The organism is Actinomycetospora sp. CA-101289, assembly GCF_050955895.1.
GTDB lineage: Bacteria > Actinomycetota > Actinomycetes > Mycobacteriales > Pseudonocardiaceae > Actinomycetospora.
In genome coordinates, this window is record NZ_CP192093.1 from 1,292,738 (window position 1) to 1,305,591 (window position 12,854).

Below are 12,854 nucleotides of genomic sequence, written 5' to 3' on the forward strand. Positions count from 1 at the left end.
TTCAACGGACCAGCCCGACCTGCTCGCCCGCCCACCGCTCGAGCACCGACGTCGCGGCCTGGTGCCCCAGCGAGCCGGCGGGCCCCACGTCGAAGGCGTGGTCGGCGAACGGGACGTCGACGCGCCGCGCGTCCACCCCGGCCGCGCGCGCGGCGTCGACGAACCGGTCGGCCCCGCCCGGCGGCACGAGCCGGTCGCGGGTGGGCACGACGGCCAGCGTCGGCGGCGCCCCGGGCGTGATCGCCTCGACGCCGGCGACCGCGCGGTAGCGGTCGGGCACCTGCTCGGGCGTGCCGCCGGTGTAGACGACGGCGAAGTCCCGGGCGCCGTCGCCGCGGCGGTACGTGTCGGCGAGGTCGACGGCGGGATAGAGCGTGGCGATCGCGCGCGGCACCGGGACCGGCGAGGGGCACGCCGAGGCCTGCGTGCCGGCCGCGGCGCGGTAGCCGACCGAGACCGCGAGCTGCCCGCCGGCCGAGTCCCCGCCGACCACGAGGCGGCCCGGGTCGCCGCCGTACTCGCCCGCGTGCTCGGCGACGCGGGCCAGCGCGCACGCCACCTGCGGGCCGGCGACGTCCCACGTCGGGCGGCCCGGAGCGGCCAGCGTGTACTCGACGGACACGACGAGCCAGCCCTCGCCGGCGAGGCGGCGCGCGTCGTCGGCGCGGTCGAGCTCCGAGCCGCTGACCCAGCCGCCGCCGTGCACCCACACCAGCACGGGCGCGGGCCCCGTCCCTGCCCGCGGTCGCGTCACGGCCAGGTGCAGGTCTTGGCCCTCCGGGGTCGTCAGGTAGACCGGGTGCTCGTCGGGCGCGCCACCGCCGGAGCCGGTGAGGGCGATCGCGCGCAGGGGATCGACGCCGCCGCCGGCCCCGACCGTCGCGGCGACCACCGCGCCGACGGCGCCCGCGAGCGCCAGGGTGCCGACGGCGGCGACGACCGTGACGGCCGTGGCGACCCGGCGGTGGGCGCGGCGCAGCAGCCACGCGACCACAGCGGTCACCAGCCCGAGCGCCACCAGCTGCAGGCCGTGCACGGTGACGACGGCGGGGGAGAGCGTGGCCCCGAGCAGCGCCGCCCCGGGGATCACGGCCGTGAGCGCGGCGAGCAGGACGAACACCGCCGCCAGCCCGAGCAGGCCGAGCACGACCCCGGCGGCCAGGGCGGGCGACGGGCGCCGCCCGCGCGCCGGGTCCTCGGTGCCGCTGCCGGCGCTGACGTGGACCACGGGGGAAGCGAAGCACGGCGCCCGCGCGGGCGTTTCTCCCGGACGGGTGGTCGTGCCGGGTTCTAGACGCCCGACCCCACCCGCGCCCGCGGCGCGTGCACGTGGGTGGGGCGGCGGCGCCCGCGCAGGCGCACGACGTCGACCTCGGTCCACTGCCCGGCCTCGTCGCCGCCCGCGCGGTCGACCGCGGCGCCGGACGCCGCCACCCGCCCGTCGAGGCCCTTCGCGATGTCGCAGAGGCGGGCGGCTTCGTTCACCGGGTCGCCGATCACCGTGTACTCGTAGCGGCGGGCGTTCCCGATGTTGCCCGCGACCGCCGGTCCGGCCGAGACCCCGATGCCCGCCGCCGGCTCCAGGCCGTCGAGCCGGTCGGCGAGGGCGCGGGCGGCGGCGAGTGCGGGGGCCGCGGGGTCGCCCATCGCGTTGGGCGCGCCGAAGACGGCGAGCGCGGCGTCGCCCTCGAACTTGTTGATCCAGCCGCAGTGGCTCTCGACGATGTCGACGACCTCACCGAAGAACCGGTTGAGCACCTCGACGACCTCGTGCGGCGGGCGGTCCAGCGCCATCTCGGTCGAGCCGACGAGGTCGACGAACAGCACGGCGACCTCGCGCACCTCGCCGCCGAGCTCGATGTCGCCCTCCATCGCCGCGCGCGCGACCTCCTGGCCGACCTGGCGCCCGAACAGCTCGCGCAGCCGGTCACGCTCGCGCAGCCCGGCGGCCATGTCGTTGAAGCCCGCCTGCAGCATCCCGAGCTCGGTGGGGTCGGAGACCTCGACGGTCGCGTCGAGGTCGCCCTCCTGGACGCGCCGCTGCGCCCGCCGCACCGCCATCACGGGAGCGGCCACCGAGGTGGACGTCAGCGCGGTGAGCAGGAAGCCCACGGCCAGGGCGACGGCGGCGAGCACGAGCACGACCCAGCCCAGCTGCGGCACCGTGTAGTAGTCGTCGAACAGCAGCGACGCGGCGGCGGCCAGGGCGATGCCGAGCAGGGGCACCCCGGTCCCGAGCACCCAGGCGCCCAGCGAGCGCGCGGCGACCCCGGGCAGCAGGCCGCGCTTGTTCGGCGGCTCCTCGGCGAGCACCCGCGCGACCTCCCGGCGCAGGGTGAGCTCGGTGAGGCGGTAGCCGACGGCGACGGTCGCGATCCCGCCCAGGGCGACCACACAGCCGACCGTGAGCGCGACGGTCAGGGAGAACACCGCGTTGATCGCGACGAAGACCACGACGGCGACGAGCCAGGGCACGCCCTGGATGACGCTGATGCGCAGCGGCGCGGCGAGCACCGCGCGCCGCGCGAGCCGGCGGTGCTGCTGCCAGTCCTCCTCGTCGGCGTCCGCGACCGGTGCGGGCGGCACCCGGATCCACGACCACCCCCAGGCGAGCCCGGCGACCACGGCGATCGCCAGGTAGAGCCCGAAGGCGAAGAGGTTGCGGTCGAGCGCGTCCTCGAGGTCGTCGACCAGCGTCTGCGTCGGCAGCACGTAGCCGGCGAGCCCGAGCACGATCGCCGCCCCGACCACGTTCGACACCACGACCTGCGCCCCGACCAGCGCCTTCGTGGCCGGCCGGAAGTCGCGGTGCACGACGCCGCGCTCCGGGGTGGACATGGACCCGAGCCTAGCTATCAGGTACCGGCGGTACCGCCCGAGCCCGACGACATCACTGCGGCCCGGTCGCCGCCCGCCCGGCCTCGAGGCGGGCGACGGGTACGCGGAACGGCGAGCACGACACGTAGTCCAGGCCGGCGCGGTGGAAGAAGTGCACCGAATCCGGGTCGCCGCCGTGCTCGCCGCAGATGCCGAGCTTGAGGTCGTGGCGCACCTCGCGCCCGCGCCACGACGCGATCTCGACGAGCTCCCCGACGCCCTCGACGTCGAGCGACTCGAACGGCGAGACCCCGAAGATGCCGGTCTCGAGGTAGTCCGAGAAGAACGAGCTCTCGACGTCGTCGCGGGAGAAGCCCCACGTCGTCTGCGTCAGGTCGTTGGTGCCGAACGAGAAGAACTGCGCGGTCTCGGCGATCTGGGCCGCGACCAGCGCCGCGCGCGGCAGCTCGATCATCGTGCCGATCTGGTGCTCGACCGGCGCCCCGTCGACCAGCGACTCCGGCTCGGCCACCACCTGGGCGATCTCGGCCGCGACGGCCTGCAGCTCCTGCACCGTGCCGACCAGCGGCACCATGATCTCGGGCAGCACCGCCACGCCCTCGCCCGCCAGCCCCGCCGCCGCGCGGGTGATCGCGCGGACCTGCATCGCGTAGAGCCCGGGCACCGCGATCCCGAGGCGCACGCCGCGCAGGCCGAGCATCGGGTTCTGCTCGTGCAGGCGGCGCACCGAGGCCAGCAGCTCCTCCTTCTCCTCGGTCAGCTCGCCGCGTTCGCGGGCGACGGCGACCTCGACGGAGAGGTCGGTGAGGTCGGGCAGGAACTCGTGCAGCGGCGGGTCGAGCAGCCGGATCGTCACCGGAAGCCCCTCCATCGCGCGGTAGATCGCGGTGAAGTCCTCGATCTGCAGCGGCAGCAGGGCGGCGAGCGCCTTCTCGCGCTCGTCCTGGGTCTCGGCGAGCACGAGCGTCTCCACCAGCTCGCGGCGCTCGCCCAGGAACATGTGCTCGGTGCGGCAGAGCCCGACGCCCTCGGCGCCGAACGTGCGCGCGGTCGCGCAGTCCTCGCCGGTGTCGGCGTTGACGCGCACGCGCAGCCGACGGCCGGCGTCGGCGTGGCGCATGATCCGGTCGACCGCGGCGACGAGGTCGTCGTTCTCCGCGAGCCCCGTCGACCCCTCGAAGTACGCCATCACCGGGCTCGCCACCACGGGGACCTCGCCGAGGTAGACCTCGCCGTTGGTGCCGTCGATCGAGAGCACGTCGCCCTCGGACACCTCGCGGCCGTCGGGCGTCGTGAGCTTCTTGGCCTTGACGTCGACCTCGAGCTCCTCGGCGCCGCACACCGCGGTCTTGCCCATCCCGCGCGCGACGACCGCGGCGTGCGAGGTGCGCCCGCCGCGGCTGGTCAGCACGCCCTCGGCGGCGATCATGCCGTCGAGGTCGTCGGGGTTGGTCTCGCGGCGGACCAGCAGCACCTTCTCGCCGGCCTTCGCGCGGCGCACCGCGGTCGGCGAGTCGAACACCACCGCGCCGACGGCCGCGCCCGGCGAGGCGTTCATGCCGGTGGTCAGCAGCTCCTTCTCGGCGTCCCGGTCGAACCGCGGGAACATGAGGTTGGCCAGCTGGGCCCCGGTGACCCGCTGCAGCGCCTCGTCCATGTCGATGAGGCCCTCGTCGACGAGCTGGCAGGCGACGGTGAACGCCGCCGCCGCGGTGCGCTTGCCGACGCGGGTCTGGAGCATCCAGAGCTTGCCGCGCTCGATGGTGAACTCGATGTCGCAGAGGTCGCGGTAGTGGTTCTCCAGCGTGGTCATGATGTCCATCAGCTGGTCGTACGAGGCCTTGTCGAGCCGCTCCAGGTCGGTGAGCGCGAGCGTGTTGCGGATGCCGGCGACGACGTCCTCGCCCTGGGCGTTCTGCAGGTAGTCGCCGTACACGCCGCGGGCGCCCGACGAGGGGTCGCGGGTGAACGCGACGCCGGTGCCCGAGTCCATGCCGAGGTTGCCGAAGACCATCGAGCACACGCTCACCGCGGTGCCGAGGTCGGCGGGGATGCGCTCCTGGCGGCGGTAGACGTTGGCGCGCGGCGAGTTCCACGAGTCGAACACCGCGCGCACCGCGAGGTCCATCTGCTCGCGCGGGTCCTGCGGGAAGTCGCGCCCGACGTGCTCGCGGATGACGCCCTTGAACGTCTCGACCAGCGTGCGGAAGTCGTCGGCGTCGAGGTCGAGGTCGTTCGCCGTGCCCTTGGCCTTCTTCGCGGCGTCGAGGGCGTCAGCGAAGTGCTCGGCGGGGATGTCGAGCACCGTGGCCCCGAACATCTGCACGAGGCGGCGGTAGGAGTCCCACGCGAAGCGGGCGTCGCCGGCCTGCGTGGCCAGGCCCTCGACCGACGCGTCGTTGAGGCCGACGTTGAGGACGGTCTCCATCATCCCGGGCATCGAGAACTTGGCCCCGGAGCGCACCGAGACGAGCAGCGGGTCGTCGGCCTGCCCGAGCTGCTTGCCCATCGTCTTCTCGAGCGCCACCAGGTGCTCGGTCACCTCGTCGCCCAGCCCCGCGGGCTCGACGCCGTCGACGAGGTAGGCCCGGCAGGCCTCGGTGGTGATGGTGAACCCGGGCGGGACCGGCAGCCCCAGGTTCGTCATCTCGGCGAGGTTGGCGCCCTTGCCGCCGAGCAGGTCCTTCTGGTCCTTGTCGCCCTCGGCGAACGAGTACACGAACTTCGGCATGCTGCCTCCGGCACTTCCACGGCGGACGCCACGTCGGCGTCGTCGCGGCCAGCCTGACGGAGGTCCCACACGGCGGCCAGACCCCCGGTGCGCCGATACTGCTGGCATCTCCCCGATTCTTGATTCATTCCAGTCTAGGGGCCAGACTGCGGGCGTACCGCCACCTGAACAAACGTGACGACGACCACCCACCGACCTTCGGAGGACCACCTCGTGTCCGAGAGCCACGTCACCCGCGAGACGACCATGAACACGGAGGACGCCGGCGGTTGCCCGGTCAACCACGGTCGCCTCGCGCACCCGACCGAGGGCGGCGGCAACGTCGACTGGTGGCCGAACCAGCTGAACCTGCGCATCCTGCGCGCGCACACGCCGGTCTCCAACCCGATGGACCCCGACTTCGACTACGCCGCGGAGTTCGCGACCGTCGACCTCGACGCGCTCGCGGCCGACGTCGACGAGGTCCTCACCACGAGCCAGGACTGGTGGCCCGCCGACTTCGGCCACTACGGCGGCTTCATGATCCGGCTGGCCTGGCACTCGGCCGGCACCTACCGCCTGGCCGACGGCCGCGGCGGCGCCGGCATGGGCATGCAGCGCTTCGCCCCGCTCAACAGCTGGCCCGACAACGGCAACCTGGACAAGGCTCGCCGCCTGCTCTGGCCGGTCAAGCAGAAGTGGGGCAAGAAGGTCTCCTGGGCCGACCTGCTGATCCTCGCGGGCAACCGGTCGCTGGACACCATGGGCCTCGAGACCTTCGGCTTCGCCGGCGGGCGCCCCGACGTCTTCGAGCCCGACAACGAGACCTACTGGGGCCCGGAGAACTACTGGCTCGGCGCCGACCAGCGCTACACCGGCGACCGCCAGCTCGAGCAGCCCCTGGGCGCCTCGCAGATGGGCCTGATCTACGTCAACCCGGAGGGCCCGGACGGCAACCCCGACCCGCTGGCCGCCGCGCGCGACATCCGCGAGACCTTCGGCCGGATGGCGATGAACGACGAGGAGACCGTCGCCCTCATCGCCGGCGGCCACACCTTCGGCAAGACCCACGGTGCGGCCGACCCCGAGCAGTACGTCGGCCCCGAGCCCGAGGGCGCCTCCCTCGAGGAGGGCGGCCTGGGCTGGAAGCAGGGCTTCGGCAAGGGCAAGGGCCGCGACACGATCACGTCGGGCCTCGAGGTCACCTGGACCTCCACGCCGGTGCAGTGGAGCAACGGCTACTTCGACAACCTGTTCGGCTACGAGTGGGAGCTGCACAAGTCGCCGGCCGGCGCCTGGCAGTACCGCCCGGTGGACGGCGGCGGCGCGAACACCGTGCCCGACCCGGAGACCGGTGAGCTCACCCGCCAGCCCACGATGCTCGTCACCGACCTCTCGCTGCGCGTCGACCCGATCTACGGCGAGATCTCGAAGCGCTTCCACGAGAACCCCGACCAGTTCGCCGACGCGTTCGCCCGCGCCTGGTTCAAGCTGACCCACCGCGACATGGGCCCGATCCAGCGCTACGTCGGCCCGTGGGTGCCGGACGAGACGCTGATCTGGCAGGACCCGGTGCCCGCGCACGAGGGCCCGCTCGTGGGTTCCACCGAAATCTCCGAGCTCAAGGCGCAGATCCTCGGCACCGGCCTGAGCGTGTCGCAGCTCGTCAAGGCGGCCTGGGCGTCGGCGTCGACGTTCCGCATCGGCGACAAGCGCGGCGGCGCCAACGGCGCGCGCGTACGCCTCGACCCGCAGATCGACTGGGAGGTCAACGACCCGCAGGAGCTGCGCCGCACGTTGTCAGCCCTCGAGGACGTGCAGTCGGCGTTCAACGCCTCCGGCACGCAGGTCTCGCTCGCCGACCTCATCGTGCTGGGCGGCGTCGCGGCCATCGAGAAGGCCGCGTCCGACGCCGGCGCGTCGGTCACGGTCCCGTTCACCCCGGGCCGCACGGACGCCTCGCTCGAGTGGACCGACGTCGACTCGTTCACCCACCTCGAGCCGAAGGCCGACGGGTTCCGCAACTACCTCGGCAAGGGCCACCAGCTCCCCGCCGAGTACCTGCTCGTGGACCGCGCGAACCTGCTCAACCTCTCGGCGCCGGAGATGACCGTGCTCGTCGGCGGACTGCGGGTGCTCGGGGCCACCACGGGCGGCGTGTCGCACGGGGTGCTCACCGAGCGGCCCGGGCAGCTCACGAACGACTTCTTCACCAACCTGCTCGACATGAGCACCACCTGGGCGAAGGTCGCCGAGGAGGAAGGGCTCTACGAGGCCCGCGGCACCGACGGCGAGGTCCACTGGACCGGCACCCGCAACGACCTCGTGTTCAGCTCCAACTCCGAGCTGCGCGCCCTGGCGGAGATCTACGCCGAGAACGGGTCGGAGGAGAAGTTCGTCCGCGACTTCGTGAAGGCCTGGGACAAGGTCATGATGCTGGACCGCTACGACGTGTCGTAGTCCCCGCACGGAACGAAGGACGCCCCGGCTGCGCACGATGCAGCCGGGGCGTCCGTGTTCCGGGGGCGCGCTACTCCTGGGTCGGTAGCCAGGCCCCGTGCAGGCCGAGCGGGACGCGCACGGGGATGCGCACGGTCGCCACCGGCCCCGCGCCCGGGTCGGCACCCGAGAACACGAGGAAGCAGCTCGACCGGTCGGTGCGCTCGAGGGCGAACGTCACCCACCACCCGTGCGCGGTGTCGTCGTCGCCCGGACGCGGGACGAAGCACGGCTCGCCGACCGCGTACTCCGGGGCCTCCCAGCGCACGGTCCGCCCGGTCTCGGGGTCGAGCCACACCACGGCGTCGTGGTCGCCGGGGACGAGCGGCTGGCGACCCGTGATCGTCCCCAGCGCGACCACGTCGTGGCGACGGCCGAGGCGGCGGTCGTCGACACGCGGGAACTCCATGGACGCCGGGTCCACGAGGAAGCGCCGCGACATCGTGCCGGCCACGGGGTCGATCTCGGCGCGGGCCAGGCCCCCGACGATCGGGCCGGTGTCCGGGCTCATGCCGCCCGGTCGTGACCACTGCACGTAGTCCAGGACGACGCGGCCGTCGTCGGTCTCGTAGGCGTTGGCGTTGTGCCACGACCAGTAGGCCTCGCTCGTCGCCCACCGCACCGGCCCGCCGTCGCGGGGGATCAGCGCGACGCGGGTGCCGTCGTCGGGACGCCACGCGAGCATCGACCCGCCGCGCATCGCCGCGGCGATGTCGAAGTACAGCGGCGCCAGCACGAGCACGAGGAAGCGCTCGGTCAGCGCCATGTCGTGGACCATCACCGGCTCGTCGACGTCGGGCACCGCGGTGGGGTTGCGCCGCGTCGTGCCGTCCGGGCCGAGCAGGGACCACGTGAGGTACGGCGGCTCGAGGCCGTAGCAGAAGACGGCCATCTCCCCGGTGCGCGGATCGACCTTGGGGTGCGCGGTGATCCCGGCCGGGATGGTGCCGTCGAAGGTCTCGCGCCCGCACGTCGCGAGCTCCGGCGTGAGCCGGAACGGCGTCGCCGACTCGCCGAGGGCGAGCAGCCTGCCGCCGTGGCGCACGACGTTGATGTCGGGCATGTCCTTGAACGTGTGCGCGAGCGTCGGGCCGACCTCGTCCTCGCCCGGCGTGTAGCCGGTCATCAGGCCGCCCCACAGTGCGCGGCCGGCGGCCACCTCGACGTCGAGCGCCGGGGTGCGCACGAAGCGGTTCGTGTAGTGGGCGCGGCCGTCGGAGACGCGCAGGCCGTGCACCATCCCGTCGCCCTCGAGCGGGTAGACGTACGAGCCCAGCGGCGTGAAGCGCGGGTTGGGGCCGTTGCGCAGGTACATCCCGTCCATCTCGGGCGGGAGCTCGCCGGTGACCTCGAGGTCGCCGGCGTCGATCTCGTCGATCACCGGCTCGAAGGCCCCGGACAGGTGCGGGTCGTGGGCGGCGTCGACCGGCGGCGGGGCGCCGTGGGGCGCGGTGGCGGTCATCGCGCATCGGCCTGCCGGACCGACGGTGCCTCGTGCGCGCCCTGGGGCTGGTCCCGTCCGGTGACGTGGTCGGGGTACCAGCTCGTGAACCGCACCGCGGCCACGATCGCGACGATCGGCACGACCCAGTTGAAGACGTCCGGGCTCAGCCCCGCGTAGGCGACGGCCACGTCGCACAGCGCGTTGACGACGAACACCAGCCCCCACACCGCGGTGATCGCGCGGTTGATGCTCTTGAAGGTCGGGCTGTCCCAGTACTCGCGCGGGGTCTGCTGTCGCGCGTAGTACTCGGTGAACGGCCGGCCCACCGCGAGCGACCCGAGGGCCACCACCGCGATGACGACGCTGGAGATCAGCTGGGCGCGGTCCTCGATCGGCTGCAGCGCCGCGCGGTCGAGCACCAGCGCGAGCACCACCAGGACGCCGAAGAAGAGGAGGCCGGCGGCGTCGAGGACGCTGATCGAGCGGGACCGGCGCCAGCTGGGCACCGAGAGGATCACCGAGCACGCGAGGGCGGCGAGCGCCGCCCACATCCACGTGCTCGGTCCCGCGACGACCGAGAACACGATCCACGGGACGAACCCGAGGAAGATCGCTGCCTTCTGCACGACGGCCTCCTGCCGATGACGGTGACTGTCCGTCAGGATGCGGCCGATGGAGCACCGCGATCAAGCCTCCTGTCTTCCGCTCTTCTCGCGGCGAGTAACGATTTCGCGCAGGTGCTGCTCCGTTCGAGCACCCGGTCGTCACCGAGGGGCGGTCCAGGTCCCCTCGTCCCGCGAGACCCTGTGGCTCGCGGCCCCGACGGCCAGGATGATCAGGAGCCCGAGGGTCAGCGCGGCCCCCGGCGCGACGAGGCGCGCGAGCAGCCCGCCCGCGACGACGCCGACGACGAACGCCAGCACGGCGAGCACGCGGCGCAGCACCAGCGGGTCGTGGCGGCCGCTGCCGCGCTCGGTGAGCACCCCGATCGCCGTCAGGGTCAGCACGGCGGTCGGCAGCTCGGGGACCTTGACGTAGCGGATCAGCGCCAGCTGCAGGCCCATCGAGGCGGCCAGCAGGGCCGTGACCGCGAGGCGCACGGCGGGCGGGAGGGGCTCGACGGCGAGCACGCCGACCGTCACGGGGACCGCGAGCACGGTCTTGCCGATCGCGGTGTCGCGCACCGCCCGGCCGCGGTGACCTCCCGGGCGCCGGCAGACGCGGGCGTTGACGACGGCGCCGACCGCGAACCCCGCCACCGCGACCACCGACGAGACCACCGGGAATCCGGCCCCGGCCAGCCCGAGACCGAGGAAGACGACGTTGCCGGTGATGGTGGCGACGAAGACGTGGTCGAGCGCGAGGATGCTCGTCGCGTCGACCACGCCGGCGAGCACCGTGAACGCGAGCAGCATCGCCGGCAGCGGTCCTTCGCGGTCGTCGACCAGGGCGCGGCGCAGGCCCCGCGGACCGGCCGGCCGTTCGTCGGTGGTCACGGGGTCGAGTAGACCGGGCGCCGGGTCGTCCGGGCCAGCCCCGTCGCGGGGATGCCGGAGGGGGCGGACGGGTACTGGTCCGCCATGCCGCTGCCGCCCCCCGGTCCCGACGCCCACGTCCTCGTCACCGGCGCGTCCTCCGGGATCGGCGCCGCGATCGCCCGCTCGCTCGCCACGCGCGGCTACCCCTTGCTCCTCGTCGCCCGCCGCGCCGACGCGCTCACCGAGCTCGCGGGCGAGCTGCGCGGGCTCTCGGGGCTCACCGCCGAGGTGCACACCGCCGACCTCGGCACCGACGACGGGCTGGACACGATCCGCGACATCGTCCTCGGCGACGAGCGCATCGTCGGCCTCGTCAACGCCGCGGGCTACGGCGTCACGGGCCGCGTCGCGGACCTCGCGGGCGACCCCGAGCAGCGGGCGGCCCTCGACGGCCTCGTGCGGCTCAACGTGCTGGCGCTGCACGACCTCACGGTCGCTGCACTCGCGGCGTTCACCCCGCGGGTGCGCCGTGGCGGGCACGCCGCCGCGGTCCTCAACGTCTCGTCGATCACCGCGTTCCAGCCCTTGCCCGGCACCGCGAGCTACGCGGCCAGCAAAGCCTTCGTGCAGTCGTTCTCCGAGGCGGTGCACGCCGAGCTCGCGGGCACCGGCATCACGTTGACCACCCTGAGCCCGGGGCTGACCCGCACGGGGTTCGCCGACGCCGCCGGGACGGACGCGTTCGACAAGGCGCCGGACCTCGTCGTGGGCGAGGCCGCCGACGTCGCCGAGGCGGGGGTCGCGGCCATGGTCGCCGGGGACCGCACCGTCACCCCGGGCCTGGTCAACCAGCTCAGCGCGCTGGGCGGCCGCCTCGCGCCGCGCTCGCTGCTGCTGCCCGCGATCGACCGGGCGATGGACGCGTTCGGGAGCTGACCGGGGTCGTCGGGCCGGGGGTCAGGCGTCGCTGCCGGCGTGGGCCCCGGCCACCGCCGCGCGCAGCGGGACGCCCCCGACCGCCCGCGGCAGGGGTACCGGCCCCGCGACCGCGTTGACCACGATGAGGCCGTCGACCGCGGGGTGCTGGGCGTAGCGGGCCAGGCGCCCGGCGAGCGTGTCGTCGAAGCCCCCGAGCGCCGGCACCACGCCGATCGAGGCCTCGACGCGCGGGAAGGGCTCGGCGACCAGGAGGGGAATCCGGTCGGCGCCGTCGAGCACGTAGTCACGGACCGTCACCAGTCCGGCGCCGGCGAGCACCAGCGCGATCACGGTCATCACCGACGAGGGGTCGAGGTGGGGGAACGCGGCGCCCTCGATGAGCTCGGCGACGCGCTGTCCCAGCAGTTCTGCGTGCACGTCAGCCTCCCACCCGGCCTCGTCAGCGCGGGTCCGGCCCGTCCGGTCCGCGCGTCACCATTGATGATGACCTGTCGAGGCCTCCGGGGCGAGGGCCGTTCGCGGTGACGGTGCGGCGTGTCGGGACGGATCGGGCACCGGATCCCGGCGCGGCAGCGGTTCGCCCCGTGTGGGGGATCGAGTCGCGGGCGCCACGCGACGTCGTAGAGGGCATGACCGTCTCCGATCAGATCGCGCCCGCCGTCGTCACGCTCGACGCTCTGACCCCTCGCCGGGCGCCGGACGGCGTGGTCCCCCCGGCCGCCCCGCGGACCGCCCCGGCCGCTCGTGTGCGCGAGGGCGTGGCACGGATGCGCCGCGCGCTGGCCGATGGCTCGCTGCACCACCACCCGCCGCGCGAGGTCCCCGCCGGGCACCGCTCGCACGCGATCGACGTCGTGCGCGCGTGGGCCGCGGGCGCCGGGCCGGTGGCACAGCGCCGGCTGTGCGGGGTGTGCTCGCCCCGCTCGTCGGCGCTGCACTGACCTCC

At 74.0% G+C, this 12,854-nt stretch carries 10 protein-coding genes; 3 read left to right on the forward strand and 7 right to left on the reverse strand.

The genetic code is table 11. From position 1 onward, the window contains the following. Position 1 precedes the first annotated feature (1 nt). The 3 genes from ACQPX6_RS06455 to ppdK all read right to left on the reverse strand — a co-directional run bounded on the left by ACQPX6_RS06455 (position 2) and on the right by ppdK (position 5,569). Entirely contained in the window at positions 2-1,228 is a 1,227-nt protein-coding gene (locus ACQPX6_RS06455) for an alpha/beta hydrolase (protein WP_433786294.1), read from the reverse strand. A gap of 62 nt (positions 1,229-1,290) precedes the next feature. Beyond that, positions 1,291-2,838: an adenylate/guanylate cyclase domain-containing protein gene (locus ACQPX6_RS06460; RefSeq protein WP_433786296.1), complete on the reverse strand. Its 1,548-nt coding sequence runs from the start codon at positions 2,836-2,838 to the stop codon at positions 1,291-1,293. A 52-nt stretch (positions 2,839-2,890) separates the two neighbouring features. Then, positions 2,891-5,569, reverse strand: coding sequence for a pyruvate, phosphate dikinase (ppdK, locus tag ACQPX6_RS06465; RefSeq protein ID WP_433786298.1), 2,679 nt, complete (start codon positions 5,567-5,569; stop codon positions 2,891-2,893). Positions 5,570-5,815: 246 nt separating this feature from the next. Between ppdK and katG the strand changes: the two genes are divergently transcribed. Further along, complete coding sequence (katG, locus tag ACQPX6_RS06470; protein WP_433788204.1) at positions 5,816-8,008, forward strand: catalase/peroxidase HPI; 2,193 nt, start codon at positions 5,816-5,818, stop codon at positions 8,006-8,008. A 70-nt stretch (positions 8,009-8,078) separates the two neighbouring features. On the opposite strand, the gene ACQPX6_RS06475 is transcribed toward katG, so the two are convergent. The 3 genes from ACQPX6_RS06475 to ACQPX6_RS06485 all read right to left on the reverse strand — a co-directional run bounded on the left by ACQPX6_RS06475 (position 8,079) and on the right by ACQPX6_RS06485 (position 10,987). Further along, entirely contained in the window at positions 8,079-9,509 is a 1,431-nt protein-coding gene (locus tag ACQPX6_RS06475) for a carotenoid oxygenase family protein (protein WP_433786299.1), read from the reverse strand. Further along, positions 9,506-10,117: a hypothetical protein gene (locus ACQPX6_RS06480; RefSeq protein WP_433786300.1), complete on the reverse strand. Its 612-nt coding sequence runs from the start codon at positions 10,115-10,117 to the stop codon at positions 9,506-9,508. Before ACQPX6_RS06480 ends, ACQPX6_RS06475 begins: the two co-directional genes overlap by 4 nt. Positions 10,118-10,255: 138 nt before the next feature. Further along, entirely contained in the window at positions 10,256-10,987 is a 732-nt protein-coding gene (locus ACQPX6_RS06485) for a YoaK family protein (protein WP_433786302.1), read from the reverse strand. Positions 10,988-11,038: 51 nt separating this feature from the next. Here ACQPX6_RS06485 and ACQPX6_RS06490 point away from each other — a divergent pair, with 51 nt between their 5' ends. Beyond that, positions 11,039-11,905, forward strand: a complete 867-nt coding sequence (locus ACQPX6_RS06490) for an SDR family NAD(P)-dependent oxidoreductase (protein ID WP_433786304.1) — start codon at positions 11,039-11,041, stop codon at positions 11,903-11,905. Positions 11,906-11,926: 21 nt separating this feature from the next. Here ACQPX6_RS06490 and ACQPX6_RS06495 read toward each other — a convergent pair whose 3' ends face one another. Further along, a complete protein-coding gene (locus tag ACQPX6_RS06495) occupies positions 11,927-12,325 on the reverse strand; it encodes a hypothetical protein (RefSeq protein ID WP_433786306.1) in 399 nt (132 codons plus the stop codon). 212 nt (positions 12,326-12,537) lie between these two features. On the opposite strand from ACQPX6_RS06495, the gene ACQPX6_RS06500 reads away from it, so the two are divergent. Next, positions 12,538-12,849 (forward strand): hypothetical protein, encoded by a 312-nt coding sequence (locus ACQPX6_RS06500; protein ID WP_433786307.1) that lies wholly within the window; start codon positions 12,538-12,540, stop codon positions 12,847-12,849. The last annotated feature ends 5 nt before the right edge of the window (positions 12,850-12,854 follow it).

Coding starts and splice junctions, on each gene's coding strand:
- katG (WP_433788204.1), top strand. CDS start 5,816: ATGAACACGGAGGACGCCGGCGGTTGCCCGGTCAACCACGGTCGCCTC.
- ACQPX6_RS06460 (WP_433786296.1), bottom strand. CDS start 2,838: ATGTCCACCCCGGAGCGCGGCGTCGTGCACCGCGACTTCCGGCCGGCC.
- ACQPX6_RS06475 (WP_433786299.1), bottom strand. CDS start 9,509: ATGACCGCCACCGCGCCCCACGGCGCCCCGCCGCCGGTCGACGCCGCC.
- ACQPX6_RS06490 (WP_433786304.1), top strand. CDS start 11,039: ATGCCGGAGGGGGCGGACGGGTACTGGTCCGCCATGCCGCTGCCGCCC.
- ppdK (WP_433786298.1), bottom strand. CDS start 5,569: ATGCCGAAGTTCGTGTACTCGTTCGCCGAGGGCGACAAGGACCAGAAG.
- ACQPX6_RS06500 (WP_433786307.1), top strand. CDS start 12,538: ATGACCGTCTCCGATCAGATCGCGCCCGCCGTCGTCACGCTCGACGCT.